21 protein-coding genes and 2 pseudogenes are annotated in these 15,322 nt (G+C 67.4%); 15 read left to right on the top strand and 8 right to left on the bottom strand.

Features of this window, described 5'->3' with window-relative positions:
• The 7 genes and pseudogenes from ACIBH1_RS45850 to ACIBH1_RS45820 form a co-directional block, all read left to right on the top strand.
• A pseudogene (locus ACIBH1_RS45850) lies at positions 1–1,485 on the top strand (hypothetical protein); the annotation flags it as partial.
• 23 nt (positions 1,486–1,508) lie between these two features.
• Positions 1,509–2,240: a hypothetical protein gene (locus tag ACIBH1_RS45845; protein WP_397320419.1), complete on the top strand. Its 732-nt coding sequence runs from the start codon at positions 1,509–1,511 to the stop codon at positions 2,238–2,240.
• A complete protein-coding gene (locus tag ACIBH1_RS45840) occupies positions 2,237–2,602 on the top strand; it encodes a hypothetical protein (RefSeq protein WP_397320418.1) in 366 nt (121 codons plus the stop codon). Before ACIBH1_RS45845 ends, ACIBH1_RS45840 begins: the two co-directional genes overlap by 4 nt.
• Positions 2,599–2,727 carry a hypothetical protein gene (locus tag ACIBH1_RS45835; protein WP_397320417.1) on the top strand — a complete coding sequence of 43 codons (129 nt, stop codon included), beginning with the start codon at positions 2,599–2,601 and terminating at the stop codon, positions 2,725–2,727. Before ACIBH1_RS45840 ends, ACIBH1_RS45835 begins: the two co-directional genes overlap by 4 nt.
• Positions 2,724–2,969, top strand: coding sequence for a hypothetical protein (locus ACIBH1_RS45830; protein ID WP_397320416.1), 246 nt, complete (start codon positions 2,724–2,726; stop codon positions 2,967–2,969). Before ACIBH1_RS45835 ends, ACIBH1_RS45830 begins: the two co-directional genes overlap by 4 nt.
• Complete coding sequence (locus tag ACIBH1_RS45825; RefSeq protein ID WP_397320415.1) at positions 2,969–3,172, top strand: hypothetical protein; 204 nt, start codon at positions 2,969–2,971, stop codon at positions 3,170–3,172. Before ACIBH1_RS45830 ends, ACIBH1_RS45825 begins: the two co-directional genes overlap by 1 nt.
• A complete protein-coding gene (locus ACIBH1_RS45820) occupies positions 3,169–3,918 on the top strand; it encodes a peptidoglycan-binding protein (RefSeq protein ID WP_397320414.1) in 750 nt (249 codons plus the stop codon). The genes ACIBH1_RS45825 and ACIBH1_RS45820 overlap by 4 nt, the downstream gene beginning before the upstream one ends.
• Positions 3,919–3,932: 14 nt before the next feature.
• Here the strand turns inward: ACIBH1_RS45820 and ACIBH1_RS45815 are convergent, their stop codons facing one another.
• On the bottom strand, positions 3,933–5,159 hold the full coding sequence (locus ACIBH1_RS45815) for a pentapeptide repeat-containing protein (protein ID WP_397320413.1): 1,227 nt from the start codon (positions 5,157–5,159) through the stop codon (positions 3,933–3,935).
• Positions 5,160–5,268: 109 nt separating this feature from the next.
• Between ACIBH1_RS45815 and ACIBH1_RS45810 the strand changes: the two genes are divergently transcribed.
• From ACIBH1_RS45810 to ACIBH1_RS45800, 3 genes and pseudogenes are all read left to right on the top strand, one after another.
• The gene (locus ACIBH1_RS45810) at positions 5,269–5,529 is read left to right on the top strand and encodes a hypothetical protein (RefSeq protein WP_397320412.1); all 261 of its coding nucleotides are present in this window, start codon (positions 5,269–5,271) and stop codon (positions 5,527–5,529) included.
• Positions 5,530–5,743: 214 nt separating this feature from the next.
• Positions 5,744–5,854: pseudogene (locus tag ACIBH1_RS45805) on the top strand (TerC family protein); the annotation flags it as partial.
• A 787-nt stretch (positions 5,855–6,641) separates the two neighbouring features.
• Positions 6,642–6,815, top strand: a complete 174-nt coding sequence (locus ACIBH1_RS45800) for a hypothetical protein (protein ID WP_397320411.1) — start codon at positions 6,642–6,644, stop codon at positions 6,813–6,815.
• Between the two features lie 148 nt (positions 6,816–6,963).
• Here the strand turns inward: ACIBH1_RS45800 and ACIBH1_RS45795 are convergent, their stop codons facing one another.
• Positions 6,964–7,347, bottom strand: a complete 384-nt coding sequence (locus tag ACIBH1_RS45795; protein WP_397320410.1) for a hypothetical protein — start codon at positions 7,345–7,347, stop codon at positions 6,964–6,966.
• On the bottom strand, positions 7,344–8,093 hold the full coding sequence (locus ACIBH1_RS45790) for a recombinase family protein (RefSeq protein ID WP_397320409.1): 750 nt from the start codon (positions 8,091–8,093) through the stop codon (positions 7,344–7,346). Before ACIBH1_RS45790 ends, ACIBH1_RS45795 begins: the two co-directional genes overlap by 4 nt.
• Positions 8,094–8,475: 382 nt before the next feature.
• Here ACIBH1_RS45790 and ACIBH1_RS45785 point away from each other — a divergent pair, with 382 nt between their 5' ends.
• The gene (locus ACIBH1_RS45785; protein WP_397320408.1) at positions 8,476–8,892 is read left to right on the top strand and encodes a DUF3592 domain-containing protein; all 417 of its coding nucleotides are present in this window, start codon (positions 8,476–8,478) and stop codon (positions 8,890–8,892) included.
• Positions 8,893–9,079: 187 nt separating this feature from the next.
• Here ACIBH1_RS45785 and ACIBH1_RS45780 read toward each other — a convergent pair whose 3' ends face one another.
• From ACIBH1_RS45780 to ACIBH1_RS45770, 3 genes are all read right to left on the bottom strand, one after another.
• Positions 9,080–9,496, bottom strand: a complete 417-nt coding sequence (locus ACIBH1_RS45780; protein WP_397320407.1) for a hypothetical protein — start codon at positions 9,494–9,496, stop codon at positions 9,080–9,082.
• An 87-nt stretch (positions 9,497–9,583) separates the two neighbouring features.
• Positions 9,584–9,799 carry a hypothetical protein gene (locus ACIBH1_RS45775; RefSeq protein ID WP_397320406.1) on the bottom strand — a complete coding sequence of 72 codons (216 nt, stop codon included), beginning with the start codon at positions 9,797–9,799 and terminating at the stop codon, positions 9,584–9,586.
• Entirely contained in the window at positions 9,786–10,307 is a 522-nt protein-coding gene (locus tag ACIBH1_RS45770; protein WP_397320405.1) for a hypothetical protein, read from the bottom strand. The genes ACIBH1_RS45775 and ACIBH1_RS45770 overlap by 14 nt, the downstream gene beginning before the upstream one ends.
• Positions 10,308–10,806: 499 nt before the next feature.
• Here ACIBH1_RS45770 and ACIBH1_RS45765 point away from each other — a divergent pair, with 499 nt between their 5' ends.
• Positions 10,807–11,019 carry a hypothetical protein gene (locus tag ACIBH1_RS45765; RefSeq protein WP_397320404.1) on the top strand — a complete coding sequence of 71 codons (213 nt, stop codon included), beginning with the start codon at positions 10,807–10,809 and terminating at the stop codon, positions 11,017–11,019.
• Positions 11,020–11,075: 56 nt separating this feature from the next.
• Positions 11,076–11,258, top strand: a complete 183-nt coding sequence (locus ACIBH1_RS45760; protein WP_397320403.1) for a hypothetical protein — start codon at positions 11,076–11,078, stop codon at positions 11,256–11,258.
• A gap of 31 nt (positions 11,259–11,289) precedes the next feature.
• On the opposite strand, the gene ACIBH1_RS45755 is transcribed toward ACIBH1_RS45760, so the two are convergent.
• Both ACIBH1_RS45755 and ACIBH1_RS45750 read right to left on the bottom strand, forming a co-directional pair.
• The gene (locus ACIBH1_RS45755) at positions 11,290–13,533 is read right to left on the bottom strand and encodes a hypothetical protein (protein WP_397320402.1); all 2,244 of its coding nucleotides are present in this window, start codon (positions 13,531–13,533) and stop codon (positions 11,290–11,292) included.
• Between the two features lie 180 nt (positions 13,534–13,713).
• Entirely contained in the window at positions 13,714–14,487 is a 774-nt protein-coding gene (locus tag ACIBH1_RS45750) for a GntR family transcriptional regulator (protein WP_397320401.1), read from the bottom strand.
• 235 nt (positions 14,488–14,722) lie between these two features.
• Between ACIBH1_RS45750 and ACIBH1_RS45745 the strand changes: the two genes are divergently transcribed.
• On the top strand, positions 14,723–15,076 hold the full coding sequence (locus tag ACIBH1_RS45745) for a hypothetical protein (RefSeq protein ID WP_397320400.1): 354 nt from the start codon (positions 14,723–14,725) through the stop codon (positions 15,074–15,076).
• Entirely contained in the window at positions 15,073–15,318 is a 246-nt protein-coding gene (locus ACIBH1_RS45740) for a hypothetical protein (RefSeq protein ID WP_397320399.1), read from the top strand. The genes ACIBH1_RS45745 and ACIBH1_RS45740 overlap by 4 nt, the downstream gene beginning before the upstream one ends.
• Positions 15,319–15,322: the final 4 nt, after the last annotated feature.

The following is a 15,322-nucleotide window of genomic DNA, read 5'->3' as shown; positions in this document are numbered from 1 at the left end:
AACGGCACCGCCCTGACGGTGGACGGCTACCAGCTGCTCGGGCAGACGCCGCCCGGCACCGGCGCGATGCGCATCCTGGCCACGACGACCGGCACCAGCGTGGCGTTCTCGCCGCTGGTGCCGCGCACCCAGTGGGTGTTCGCGGTGCGCGCCACCAACCAGGGCACGCTCGGCGTGCCCGCCTCGTCGGCGACGATCACGATCCCGGACGACGAGACGCCGCCGCCGGACCCGTCGACGCCGGCCGTCGACTCCCGGCTCGGCATCTTCCGCATCACCTGGGACGGGCTGAGCGCGGCGGGCACCGGCATGCCGAAGGACTTCACCAGGGTCCTGATCATGATGAAGGACCCGCTCGACTCCGAAGACGTCGGGACGCCGGTCGAGTGGCTGGAGCGCGCGGGCACCGCCGTGGTGGCGGGCCAGCCGTACGGCGCCGACCGGGAGTTCTGGCTGGAGGCGATCGACCGCTCCGGCAACTTCTCCGGGGAGTCGCTGCACGTCACCGCGCAGACGCAGCCGCTGGTGGACACGGACCTGATCGGCGAGATCATCAACGGGGCCGAGCACATCATCTCCGGCTCCATCCCCGCCGACGCGAAGATCACAGCCGGGACGATCACGGGCGGCCTCATCCAGGCGCTGGCGATCCAGGCCGGGCACATCTCCGCGAACGCGATCACCGCCGACAAGATCGAGGCCGGGGCCATCACGACCGGCCACCTGGCCGCCGCGGCGATCACCGCCGACAAGCTGGCCGCGGGCTCCATCACCGCCGAGAAGATCGCCGCTGACGCGATCACCGGCAAGACGATCACGGGCGGCACCATCACCGGCGCCCACATCCGCACCGCCGTGTCCGGCCAGCGCATCCAGATCGCGCCCCCGGACGCGGTCCTGCCCGAGATCCGGTTCGTCTCCAGCTCGGGCGGGGTGTCGTCGATCACCGCGGGCGGCACGTTCGGCACCGGCATCGAGATCGTCGGCTCCGAGAGCGGCGGCCGCCGCTACACCCTGGTGCAGAGCTCCACGTTCTTCGAGGTCAAGTACCGCTTCTCGGGCTCCTCACAGGCCAACGGCGGGTTCATCGAGCTGCGCGACTCCGGCACGAAGGTCGGCTGGTACGGCACCGGCTCAGAGGACGAGAACTACTTCGAGTTCTCCGACTACGGCTACGGGCCGCGCACCACCCACGTCGGCCGGTGGAACCACCTGACCGCGGCCTCCCGGTGGGGCATCCTCACCGGCCGCACGACGGTCGGCTCAGGCCTGGGCGGGCTCGAGCTCAACTACCCGGCGACGCTGCTGACCGTGCCGAACCCCGTCGTCGGGGTGAAGCACGCCGTCACGTCGGTGCCGAACTTCCGATGGTGCCTGTCGGAGAACACCAACAGCGGGTTCGACGTGGACTGGCAGGTCGACCCCGACGCCTCCAACACGACCAATTACGGCAAAGAGGTCTTCTTCTGGGTGTTCCGCACCTGATCGAGGCCAGGAAAGAGAGCGCGTTGACCCAGGAGATTCCCGAGCCCGCGCAGGTGGAAGAGCGGGTCATCACCGAGATCCGGATGCGCCAGTGGGATGGGAACGGGCCGACGTTCTGGGAGATCGACATGGTCCGCCCGGACGGCGTGAAGATCATGAGGCTGATGCCGACCGAGCTGCTGGAGTCGCTGTCGGCCGAGTACGACATCCCGATCGACGACGTGGACACGCTGATCGACGTGGCGATCCACCGGCACTACCTGCCCTCGGCCCGCGCCGACACGCTGCTGGCCAGCTCCAGCGCCGTGCCGCAGCTGGCCGCGCGCGCGAGCGCGGCCGAGCCAGAGCCGGGGCCGGAGCCGGTGACGTTGTGGAACGCCCCCTCGATCCAGGCCGCCCGCGAGGCGCTGCTCACGCAGATCGCCGAGCTGAAGGCCACCCGCATCCGGGTCGTGCCGCTGGGCCAGGCCTCGCCCGGCTCGGCCGCCGCCCAGGCGGTGCGCGACGAGCTGCTCGTCGCGCTGCAGGCGGCGCGCGGGACGTCCGGCCTGCAGGCCGGTGCGCTCGCCGACGCACTCCCGGCCGAGATCGCGGAAGCGGACCCGCTCGACCTGATCCGGGCCACCGCCACCTTCAGCTGGCAGTCGATCAAGCAGAAGCGGGAGGACGTCGCCTCCGCCCGCGCCCAGCTCGGCGCGGAGACCAGCGGGGAGACCAGCGCGATGGTCGCCGCGAAGAGGAAGGCGGCGGCGTGACCGGCATCGAGTGGCTCGACGTGTTCGTCATCGTCGGCATCGTCGGCGCCGGCCTGGCCGTGCTCGGTCGGTTCCTGTCCCGGCTGTGGCGGCTGGTGGTTCCGTTGAAGGATTTCCTGGACGACTGGACCGGCGAACCGGCCAGGGCAGGCAGCCCCGAGCGGCCGGGCATCCCGGAGCGGCTGGCCCGCCTGGAGCAGCGCATCGACGCCGAGTTCTCCCCGAACCACGGCACGTCGGCGCGTGATGCACTCGACCGGCTGGAGCGGGCGGTGCGCAGGGTTGAGGACGGCCTGGCCGCCCACCTGGACCAGCACCGCGAGCAGCACCGCGACGAGCGGCCCCAGCAACCACCGCAGTGACGATCTTCCCCGTGCACGACGGCGTGCTCGTCGTGCCCGCCGTCCTGCCCTTCCATGTGCCGGCCGAGGCGTACGGGCTGACCGTCGCCGCATGGCTGTCCCTCAACGTGAGCGAGGAATCATGACCCAGCCCCAGACCCCGGCCCAGACCCCGACCGTGGGCCGCATCGTCCACTACGTCGCCCGAGGTTCTGCTGACGGAGTCTTCCCGAAGATCTGCCGGGCGGCGATCGTCACCGAGACCTGCCCGGCCGACAGCGACCTCGGCATCGCGGTGATCAACCCGACCGGCCTGTTCTTCGACCGTGAGGTGCCGTACTCCGCGGAGGCGAAGCCTGGCACCTGGCACTGGCCGGAAATCGTCTGATGGCCGCCCCCACCGACACCACCGGCACCCCTGAGGCCGAGCTCGTCGTCGCCGGCGTCGACGTCGGCGACTGGGGCCCGACCGAGAGCGACGAGGAGCTCGTGCTCCAGGGTCTCGGCTACGTGCTCAACCCGCTGACCGGCGTCTACGAGGGCGACCCGGCCGACCCGGACGAGGACCTCGACGAAGGGGGTGAGGGGTGAGCGTCACGAGCATGCTGCATGCCGCGCGGGCCTCGCTCGGCACCGCGGGCCGCCCGAATGCGATCACGCGGGCGTACGCCGCCCGCCACGGCGACGCCTTCCTGCGCGCCCCTTGGTGCAACATGTCGATCACTGAATGGGCGCGCTCGTCCGGCAACGCCGCGGCGGTGCTGCCCGAAGGGGACCGCGCCTACACCGTCTGGCACGCCCAGGACGGCAAGGACCTGGGCCGCTGGCACGACGGCACCACGGCCAACATCAAAAAGCACGCCCTGCCCGGCGCCGTCATCTTCTTCGACTGGTCCGGCCGCGACGGCATCCCGCCGATCGACCACGTCGGCATCGTCGAACGCAACCTCGGCGACGGCCGCGTCCAGACGATCGAGGGCAACACCGGCGACGCCTGCAAGCGCAGGGTCCGGGCGCATGACGTCATCGCCGGGTTCTGGAACCCGCCCTACACCAAAGCGAAGCCGAAGCCCGCAGCACCCAAGCCCGACACGAACTGGACGGAGGTGATCGTGAAGCAGCTGCCCCTGCTCGTGCGCGGCTCGAAGGGCTGGCACGTCAAGACGCTGTTCTACCTCCTGCACGCCCGTGGCTACGGCCTCACCGGCGACATCGACGACACCGTCTTCGGCGCTCCGCTCGAGGAAGCCGTGAAGGCCTTCCAGAAGGCGGCCGGGCTGCAGCCGGACGGCGAGTGCGGGCCGAAGACCTGGGCCGCACTTCTGAAGGCCGCCTGATGGTCATATATTCGCTAGAAGCGCGTGACGGCATCCGTCTTCGCCTTCTGACGGACCTCTGCCGGTTTAGCACCCGTGATACCTCTAAGATCCGCTGAAGACAGATCTGCATCGGCGAGATTCGCTTTAGCTAAATTAGCGCCACCAAGCTTCGCCCCTATTAGAGTAGCCCCCGAAAGGTCTGCGCCAGTAAGATTTGCGCCGCTCAAGTCCGCATCGGTCAGGTCGGCACCAGCAAGCACAGCATTAGTTAGATCTGCGCTTGAGAGATCCGCCCCGTCCAAAACGGATAGGCCTAGCTTTGCTCCAATTAGGTCAGCGCCAGTCAGCGCCGAAAGGCTTAAGTCTGCACTCGTCAAGTCCGCATAGCTCAGATCGGCATCATCTAATTCTGCGACCGCCATAGTCGCATTGGATAGATCTGAAACACTCAAATCTATGCGATTCAGGATGGCGCCGTCCAAATTTGCTTTGCTCAGGTTGGCTCCAGCCAGGTAGCCATCACTCAGATTAATATCCTCCCAATCTGCATGGGAGAATTGCGTCTTGGACAGCCAGACCTCCGGATCTCCCCCGCGACTCTTATGTACCTTGAGAACCCTTCCAAGCACCCGGATCGCCGCTACGGCGTCCGACCCGGGAACCCACGATTTCTGGGGGGTGCGCGCCTTTTTTGTCGGCTTGTAATCGTGCTCCTCAAGAAACGCCGCCAGCACATCGACAATTGCACCAGCATCCACTGGCGAATCTCGAGCGATACGCGCAAGAGCATAGATGCCTCCCGTCCGAACCTCTACCGACTTATCTGAACCCAATTGTTCAATTGCCTTAGTGTATCGATCCGTAATTTGGCCCTGAATGGAAGAATCGAGAGTTTTTTGCCCCGTTTCCCACGTCTTGCTAGTGAAGTAGAGGCCACCCCCAGCGAGCAGCAGGCTTAATAAGACGCCTGCGGAAGTAAGGTGTTGCCAAGGGCGCTGGCGGCGCACTTCGTGCAATTCCTGGCGTTTCTCAACTGGCAACGAATCCAGTTCGGCCTGCGTGGGAGCCGTGATGCGCGCTCGTCGCGCAAACCATCGGCGCTTGCGCCGCTGAGGAGTCGTAGACGAGGGAGACGGGATCGCCGCTGCCGAGCGTGAGAGCCCGCGCATGACTTTCACCACTTGCTTTCGCGGCACCCCTGCGTTGCGCACATTCGATTGGTTGACCGGCCGTGTCGGTGGCTCCTCGGGGGCGTCCATGTCCGGACCGTAACCGATTGTGCGAACCTCGGCGACCCCACTGACCCAGTCGATCTCATAGTTCCGGCCAGCCCGAGCGGCTGGCCGTTCACATGTCTGGAGGCTCTCCGTGTCCAAGTTCTCCGTACGGAACCCGCTGCTTCTGCGGGCCGGCCTCGCGCTGCTCGTCGTCGCCGTGGCGCGGGTCGCGGTCGCGCTCGGCGTCATCCCGGCCGAGTGGGCGGTCGACGAGGCCCGCGTCGAGCAGGGCTTCGATGCCCTCGTCTTCGCCTGGGCCTGGTTCTCCGCCCGGCGCCACGTCACCCCCGTCGCGGACCCTCGCGACAACGCCGGCAACCAGCTCGTCCCCGTGGGCCGCTACGACCTGTAGCAGCACCCCGGCTACACGCGAAACTTCGGCTCCGTCGACACCTAAGGGAGTTCGAGGACGCCTACGGTGGATATTTCACCGATCGACCCACGGAACAAGGTCCTAGGCCTCGCGGGGGGGTACGAGTAACACAAGGTCCAGGCGTAACTTAGGTATCAGCAGCCGCGACTTCCCGGACCGCTACCGTGCGGAGGTATTTCGCAAGGAGCTGCCGGACCTGCTGTTCGCTCTCGACTCCATCCCGGCCATCTTCGGCCCGGCCAGGGTCTTCACCGCCAACGTCTTCGCCCTGATGGGCCTATGCGAGCTCTACCTTCTGCTCGGTGATCGGAAGTTCTACGGGAACGAGAGGCCCAGACTCTCCTGAATATGTACTTCGGTCTGTTCTCCCACCGCGTGCGATAAGCCGGACCACGACATCGAGCGCAAGGTCCGTACCGTCCGCGCGGCCATATCCGCAACTACGCCCCCTGCCTGGCCTGTGCCAGGCAGGGGGCGTTCTTCGTTGTCCAGGCGTGCTTCCTCGATGTGGAGCGGAGCGCGGTGTACCCGCTGCGCGACCGGGGGGAAGATCGGCGAGGCAATGAGGTGGCTGATCTATGCCAATGCTTCAGGGTGTGCCGCACCCTACTTGACCTGCTGCTCTACCCGGGCGTCGATGGCAGGCCGGGGGATGTGGGCTGCGGCGGAAGATGGCTATGGTGCAGAACTTCCGCCCTCAGGGGCGGAAGTGTTGGAGAAAGTAAAGTCGCCTTGAGCCCGCGGCGTCGGCCTCCTGGCTACGCTCTCTCTTAGCAGCAGCCTCGCGGACGCCAAGCCCCCTCCATCGGGTGTGCGTGCGTTGCGTCGGCGAGGTGAGTAAGGTTAGAGGCTACGAAAAAAGGTTCGATCAACCCGGGTTGCCGCCCAGATCCACCGAACCTTGATTCGTAGCTCTTAGCACGACGTGGGATCCTCACGGGCTCCCTTGACGACTAAGTACATGCTAGCTCTCACTGGCAGGCTACCACCGTCAAGGGTTTGCGGTCGCCAGCTGGATACAAAATTCCAGCTCGGGGCCGCCTTGCCGTGAGGTCCGACGATCATTCATCGGACCTACCGGGAGGTAGAAGATGCCTGACAACGACCCGTCCCGCCCGCCATTCTGCGGGATCACGACCGAGGCCATCAAGGCGATCATGCGCGGCCTGGCCGTCCTGGTCGCAATCGCGCTCGCGGCCTGGCTGATCTCGGGCGGGTTCGACCCGTCCCCGATCATCGCCATCCTCAAGGCGATCAAGGTCTGACCTCGATCGGCCAGGGCTCGCGTCGCCCTTGACCCTCATGACGCGGACTCACCGGGTTGGTCCCGGCTCACATAGATGACGGAGGCCCCGGCCATCTCCTTCGGGAGGCGGGCGGGGCTTCTCATCGTCCTCTGTCTCGGCGGCCGAGTCAGTCGAAGGAGACGTCAAGGTCAGGCATGGCGATGGCCTGCGCCTCGGCGGCGCGGACCTGGCAGGCCAGCGCGACGTCGCTCCAGCTGCAGCCGGATTCCCGAAGGTGGCGAACCGCTGCTCGCAGCGCGGCCTCGTACTGCTGGCGCGCCTCGTCGAGCTGGTCGAGTTCGGCGGCCACGGGACGCACCTGCACGGGCGGAGTCGTCGTGGTGCCGGCGCGAAGCGCTGCCGCCTGCTCGGCGCTGGCCGCGACCGCGCGCAGCGTCCGCCCGTGCACCACGACGCCGTGCTCGTCGGCACGTGTGACCCATTGCCCGTCCAGCCGGGCGGCCGACAGCACGATCACGCGCTCCTCGGCGTCCGCGTCGTGGCCGCTCACCTGACTGCCTCCAGGATCGCGATGACCTCGTCGGCCACGGCGGCGGGCAGCGTGCCACGGGGGACGACGAATTCGCGGGCGCCCGCCCGGCACAGGAGGTGGGTGTTGTTCTCCCGCACCGTGGCGATCTCGACTCCGAGCCGGGCGGCGACGTCGTTGACCCGCTCCCATCCGGAGATCCGCCGCTCGCGCATCTGTGCGGTCACCAGCTGCGTCTCGTACCACTCCTCGATGGGCACGATCACCGGGTGTGCAAGCTGCCGTGACCACACCCAGTCGGTGATCGGGTTGAGGCGCTCCCGGTTCGTGCGGGCCGCGCGCATGTTGTACACCGCGTAGCCGCTGTACTTGGGCTGGGCGAGCATGCGGAGCACCCGCCCCTGGGTCCAGCGGCGCCCTTCTTCCGGTGGGTACCGGTCGGGGTCGGCGGCGAGCATGCGAGCGATCTCGGCGTCCCGCTTGCGCTCCATCCGTCTGGCGGTGAACACCGCGGCCACGGTGTCGGCCCTGCGCCGGTCGGGGTGCAGGGCCAACCTCATCTTGGGGCGGCCGCCGCCGAACCGGTTGGCCGCCGGCGGCGCGTCGGGGTCGACGACGGCGATGTAGCCGTAGCAGGCCATGCCGTGGCGGTAGCCGTTGGCGGCGTGCTGGCGCTGGCCGCGCGCGGACTGCTCGATCAGTTCGTGCCCATAGATCGCGGCGCGCACCTGTGCGGTGCGGCGCAGCCCCAGCTGGCCGGTGGTCATCCGCCTCGGGGTTCGTTGGCGCACTCCAGCGTCAGAAATTTAGTCACAGCGTCCTCACCGAGCCGCCCACCGCCCCGGTACAGGCTGATGAGTTGGGCGATTCCGCGATGTCCTTCCCAGCGTCCCGGAGGTCCAAGACGTCCCCGCCGGAGCCGACGTGATCTCCACGGCGCCCCTGGTCAGAACAGGCGGCCTCTCCGCGCTCTCCCGTCGGGAACCGCGCCATCGAATCGTCCGTTCCGTATTCAGGGGAAGGGGAACGTTGGGGAAACGGCAGCGTAGACGCACGCGTCAGGTGTTATCCACCATTCAGCCTTCTCGTGGGTGGCAGGAGCTTTCGGTCGGAGAACGGCTTGGGACAGCGCCGGGCACGCTCGGGCTGGTGGCGATCATCGCGATAGTGATCATCGCCGTCGCCACGATTGATGACTTCCGCAGCGTGCGCACGATCCAAGACGATGGCATCGCCGCCATGGCCGTGGTCGAGTCCGTGCACGACAGGCGGCGCCTGCCTGATGAGCCGCGAGTGGTGTTCGTCACTGCCGAGGGCGACACGATCCACACCACGGTGGGCTGGCACCGATGGAGTGGTAGTCCGGCTGCGGGGGAACGTCGTCAGATTCTCTACCTACCGTCCGACCCCGAGGGTAGCGTTCTGGACAGCGGCCTTCCCTTCGCGCATTTCACACATCTCCTTGGCCTTCTCCTCGTAGGCGTCCTGGCGGGGGTGTGCACGGAATTATGGAGAAAGGGCATGCTGCTGAGTCATCTCCACGCTAGGCGATCCCGACGAGGGTGAGCCGGACCTACCGCCGCGTCAACCGGCAGCTGGTCGTCCAGGAAGCCCGTCACACCATGGCGGGGTCGAAGGTCAGCAGTCGCACCGCTGCCCTGAGTTGCCTATATCACGCACGTACGCGCGTGTGCGGGGCCAGCGTGCGTTTCGGAGGCTGGTTCCCCGGCCCTCCGCACCCGCCACCCCGGGGTCAGGTGCGGCCCGGTTTGATCACCGCTGCGGCGATCACGAACCCGGCGACGGTCACCGGCACGATGGCCAGCGGCAGCAGAGGGCCCAGCGTGACGCGCAGCATCGTGACCAGGGCGACGGCGGCCACGGCGACGGTCACCGTCGCGCAGCTCCCGGCCAGCGCCACCCGCCCGGACGGGCGCACTCCCGTCAGCGCGAGCAGCGCCCACGACAGGGCGAAGGTGGCGCCCGCGGTGAGCCCGCCCAGAAAGGGCAGGCATTCCAGTCCTGCTGTCGGGCAGAGCGCCCCGCTCACCGGCCCGCTGAAGGCGACGAGGCCGATCCCGTAGGCCAGAAAGGGCAGACCCGCGCCGACGGCGGCGGCCAGCAGGAGCCTGATCCGCCCTGTCCGGCCGGACGATGTGGCGTCGCTCATGCCCCGAGTGTGTAAGGGCCCCGTTCCGCAGGAAACGGGGCGAGATCTCATCGGTGTGAGATGTTCACCGCCCGGACACTCCGGGAGCTAGCTGCGGATGAAGCCGCCCACGACCATCGGCAGCGAGGCGTCGATCCCGGCCATGTTCAGCACGCCGGCGTCCCTCGGGTCGCTGATCGTGTGCCCGGCCGCCGTCATCGACGCCACGACGACGCGGGCGTGCCCGGCCACCGTGCGTCGGTAGTCGTCCAGGGCCTGCGAGGCGTGGGTGCGGCCCGCCCACGTCGAGCTAGGTGATGCCACACCCCGGTGCCGGGCCAAGAACAACAGCCCACCCCAGGATGTATGTGTCTTCCTCGGGCACAACACTCCGCAGTTGGTCAAGTTTCGGGGTCGCCGCTTCTCCGGCAGTTGCCTGGCGAAGCAACCCAGACTCATCACGCACCCAGACCTGGCTACGTGTGTCGCGAAAAATGAGATCTGCCTTCCAAGGCGGGGTGGAACCGTCAAACCAAAGCTGGCGAGAAAAAGTTGCCTTAGTGCAGGGAGGAATGGTCCCCATCTCGAAATCTTGTTCGTAGTAGCGCTGGTAAACGGTGTACTTCAAGCGAAACACGGCATTGACTGGCTCGAAACTGCTATTTTGAATGATTCCGAAAGGTAGGCCGCCTCGCGAGGATGCCGGCTGAAACCACCAGGTCACATGCTGCGCTAGCCGTTGATCACGCTCGGCTTCCTGGAACTCCAGCGTCTGTATCGATGTCCGCCAAGCGCCAGCAGCAGCCATGGCCGCAAGCAGGGTGCATACCATCGTCCACCATAAAGCTGCGGTGCCCCGCTTCTCGCGCCCTCCTGCGGGCCTTACGCCATCGTCTCGATGATTGTCGCATCGAGAGGTGGGGTGGTTTGGCACCCTGCCTGATAGCACTCGCAAAAGCATTGTGATCAATATAGCGGCGCGAAGAAGGCGAGCCATGACGTCACTCTACGTCTCGTTTGCAGGCGGAGATTTGAGCGAGACAAACCGCTATCGGGAGAGCCACAGTAGTACCAACCTGTATAGCAGCGATGAAAGGCAGTCTCCCCAGGGGCTCTGAGTCCGCAAGCTCTGGGACTCAGAGCTCGTCGCCGGACGCGGATCTGTGATTGAGGGCGTCATCGCCCACAGGCCAGTGAGTCCAATCGGAGCATCGGCCGCCAGCGGTATCGCGCTGTTTGCGGCGTTCGCGACCCATTAGTCCGAGTGGGCGGATGGGCGCCTGTGTTCATCCGCTTCTCTCACCTGCAGGGCCCGCGCTACAGTGGAAGACATGGAGCACGACACGCGGGAGGACTGGCGCATCGCCGCCGAGCGGATGGCCGGGGCGAGCACCGAGACGTCCGCGGAGACGGGCGGCATGTCCGCGCATGCGGGCGGCTTCACCTCAGCGGAGCAGATGGCCGAGCGGTACGGCGTCGACCCTGCTGTCGTGCACCGGAAGGCTGCCGCGCTGCGGTTGCTGCTCTCCTCGAAGACGGCGTGAGCCGCCGCCGGGTCCTCCCGGCCGAAGAAGTCCACGCAGAACTTGAGCGTCTCCCTGTGATGCTTCGCGAGAACGCTGTGGCCATCTTCGAGCTGCTGGCCATCGACCCCACCCCGCTGGGTGCCCACCCCTTCGGTGGCATCCCGAACGCCTACGAGCTGTCCATCGCCGGGCTGCTCGTGCTCTACACCGTCGAGGCCCAGACCGTCAGCATCTGGCGCATCCGCGTCGACACCTGACGGCCGTCTTTCTGCCGCGCGCGGCCCAGTCTTACCGTTGCGCGCTGTCACCTTGAACTGAGCGGCTCGGGTCTGTATCACCAGCGCTCGCCTTGGGCGGTGCAGCCGCGAGATGATCGTGTAGCGCGGCGTGCCGGAATTGGTAGATCGGCCCGACGGCACGCAGCAGTCCCAGACGGTGGACGTCGTCGAGGAAATCCATGAGCCGCCGGGGAAGCTGCCGGGCTAAGGCCAGCCGGGCTATCGCGATGGTGCACGCCAGCCACGCGTGATGGTTCCCGGACACGAGCCCGGTCATGAGCCCGATCACGAGCCCGGTCACGAGCCCGGACACGAGCCCGGCTCCGAGCCCGGTCACGAGCCCGGTCACGAGCCCGAACACGAGCCCGAACACGAGCCCGGACACGAGCCCGGACACGATCATTCGGAGAAGTGTGAGCGTTCTGTCAGACCGCCAACTGGAGCGGGGGGTGCTCGTTGAAGTAAGGGTGGGCTGTTCTATCCACTCGAACAAAAGGCCCACGAGCCCAAACCAGAGCCCAAACCCGAGCCCGATCACGAGCCCGAACACGAGCCCAAACACGAGCCCGGACACGAGCCCGGACACGAGCCCGGCTCCGAGCCCGGCTCCGAGTCCGGACACGAGCCCGGACACGAGCCCGGGCACGAGCATGTCCTTGAGCCTGTCCTTGAGCCTGTCCTTGACAAGGTGGAGGAAGAGAGCTGGTTCACGGAGACTGGCGTAGCCGGGTGTCTCCTCATGCCACGACGATCCTAGGTACCCGGCTCCGAGCCCGGTCACGAGCCCGGACACGAGCCCGGACACGAGCCCGAACACGAGCCCGACCGCGAGCCCGACCGCGAGCCCGACCGCGAGCCCGACCGCGAGCCCGACCGCGAGCCCGATCAGAGGGCGGATGTGGGGGGTGGTGCGGGCGATGTGCCACCAGGAGATGTCTCGGGTGGTGGCCGGGGGGAAGGCGCGGGCCAGGTGACTCAGATAGCGGTGGGTGGCGTCGGGGTTGAGCTGGTGACGAGGCCGATCGTGATGGGCTGGGTTTGTGCTGGGTGGGCGCGTGGCGATCAGGGCGCCGATGAGGTGGTCGAGCAGGTGAGCTCGCAATGCCATGGCGTCGCCGGAGAGGGGGCCGGTCAGCGGGGTGGGGTCTGTTCCCGGGGTCAGGTAGACGGTGCGAATCAGCCACAGGCCCAGCGGAGTCGCGGTGAGCGCGATCAGACCTGGGGCGGCGCGAGAACGCAGCATGGACAGAACCGCGGCCCACAGCGGCGGCAGCTCAGCGGACAGGCAGTCGGCCAAGTAGTCGGCTGCCACCTCGGGAGACAGGCTCTTGGGGATGATGACTGCGGCGGCTGTCAGCGGTCGGCCAGCGTCGCCGACCGCGGTACTGAACTCGATGGTGCGGCTGGTGAGGATCAGCTGATCGCGAGTGGTCAGGGAGGCGTTGAGCGCGGCGATGACGTGGACGCGGGCGATGTCGGAGATTTCATCCAGCCCGTCCAGGACGGGCAGGATGTAGCCGCCGTTGGCCAGCGCGGCGGCGGCGTCGGCGCCGAGTTGTGGGGCTTTCAGGGCGGGGTAGTCAGCGGCGAGCCTGGCGGCGAGCCAATCGTGCAGGCGGGGGTGTGCGCGGGTGTCCCAGCCGGAGACCGGCAGGAGCACCGGCACGGGCACGATCTCGTTCTCTCCAGCGGCCTGGCTGGCCTTGTCGGCTTGTCGGGTGGACAGCAGCTGTAGCAGTAGCTGCACCGCCAGGCTGGTCTTGCCCATGCCTGGCCCGCCGGTGATGACCAGGCGGCGCCGTCTCAGGTTGCGGAAAGCGTGGGCCAGGGCCGCGATGTCGTCTGCTTGGCCAGTAAAGGTCAGCTCGTCTGCAGCGGAGATCAGGCTGGGGTGGCTCATCACCGTCTCGTCACTGGTCAGCTGCCATCGGACGGGGATCGGTCCGGGATCGGTCAGAGACCGGTTGCTGGCTTCGGCGAGCCACTGCCGTTCCACCAGTCCGGCCAGCACATCAGCGGCGGCGTCAACGTCCGTGCCAGATGGGACGGGGCCCGTGGGTGAGCGACGCCCCCACGCCCATACCCACACGAGGACGATCGCGGTTGCGGCAGCTAGAGCCACAGCGGCAACGTCACCGAGGTTGACCTCGGCGGTGGGTGTCCACGCTCGCCATACCGCGATCGCCAGCGCGCCAGCGGCGAGGATGGCCACGATGGCGAGCGGGATGCGCCAGCCGATCCTGCGTCTGTTCACACCTATAGCGTGACCATCCGCATGGCCCACGGGTGGGGGTTGCACACGAATCGTGACCACTTTGGTCTGCACTGTGATATCAGGCTCACAAGCCCGCGAAGGTGATCTCACTACCTTGCGCGGGCCATCCTAGGGAGGACGCCCTGGCGGCGCGTCTCGTGTGTTCGCGGCCAGGGGTTTCTACTCGATCTCGTGGATGACCAGGTGCGTCGGGATCACGAAGATCGTCACCTTCACCACGCGGCCCTCGGCGGTGACGCCGCGGTGCAGGATCTCGTCGACCAGCTGCTCCTCGCTGATCTCCAGGAAGTGCGCCTCGGCGCTCGTCGGCGGCCGGGTGCGGATGCGCTCGGGGAAGCGGACCTGCTCGAAGCCGAGCTCTTCAAGGCGGCTGGAGATGCCGCCGACTCCGGGGTCCTGCTGCTCGATCGCCGTGTCGCCGGCGATGTCGAGCGGGATCCAGGTGGTGGCGATCTGGTACGGCACGGCTGGCTGGTTGTGGGCGTAGATGATCGACATGCGCCGGTCGCGCACGACCGTTGAGGCTTCGTCGGCAGGGACGTCCAGCAGCTCGGCGACGAGCGCAGGAGGCCGGTCGCGCCGGATGTCGGTGTCCGCCGGACGGTAGGTGTAGCCCCGTTCGGCGAGCTCGGCGTCGAACGCGCCGTGTGCGCCGCCGAGCTCGCGGGCCTGCTTGAGGTGGCGGGCGCCCGAGCGGCGCACGATCGGGTCGATCGGCCGGACGAAGGTGCCGCGCTTGCGGGCGCGGATGACGAGGCCTTCGTTGGCCAGGACGCGCAAGGCGGCGTTGATGGTGACGCGGGTGTAGCCGAATTCGTCGGCCCACTGCTCTTCAGTGGGCAGTCGGCTACCGCGCGGGTATGTGCCGTCCTCGATCCGGCTGCGGATGAGGGCGGCCACCTCCTGGTAGGCGCTGCGGGCGGTCGGCTTCACGGGTCACGATCCTAATGGTCTTACGTACCGCAAAAGGCGCAGGCCGCGCGGAAGGGTTGACACCAGGGTCCTGATCGGCAATGCTTCGTCTTACGTAAGACAATTGAAGCATGTCATAGATAACCAAGCAAAAATGCGGCCCCCGACATTTCCAGTGATTCCAGCACTGGTGCCGAAGGCCGCATATCCCAAACCCATTTCCCCTCGCGAAAAGAGAAAGGCTGGTCCCCACATCATGGCACCTGCTGCCACGGTGCGGAAATCCCGCGCCATCCACGCCGCTGGCGCTCCCCAGGACGACGGCATAGCCGACAGCCAGCGCCTGGCCACCCTGAACCGGGGCGTGTCCAAGGGCCTCGGCCACTGCCAGCAGCCCGGCGCCAACCCCGACGACTGGTACCCCCTCACCACGAACGAGGCCGACCTCCAGATCGCCGCCGCTTTCCTGTGCGGCGGCTGCCCCCTGCTGGAGAACGGCATGTGCTGGGAGCGGTCCCTGCTGCAGCCGGCCGACTTCTACGGGATCATCGCCGCCACCACGCCCGCTGACCGGCGCCGGTTGCTGCGCGAGAGCGGGGTCGCGGCGTGAACGCGTGGAACACCCCGTTCGACCTGCTGCTCGACCTGCTGGTCGCCAACGCGGGCTCGGTCGTCGTCGTCGGCCTGGTCGTGGTGGCCGCCGTGGTGGTGGTCGTGCGCAAGCGGCGCACGACGTACAAGGTCATCACCCTCGACGACGGCTCGGCCGCGCTGGTCTTCCGTGACCAGCCGTACCTCTACTACCCGCTGTCGGACCTTCAGCGGCAGATGCACGAAGGGCGGCTGCGGTGATCTC

Origin of the sequence: Nonomuraea sp. NPDC050663, assembly GCF_044456985.1 — a bacterium.
Classification (GTDB): domain Bacteria; phylum Actinomycetota; class Actinomycetes; order Streptosporangiales; family Streptosporangiaceae; genus Nonomuraea.
The sequence above is the reverse complement of the archived record's forward strand: the minus strand, read 5'-3'. Positions and strand labels throughout refer to the sequence as shown.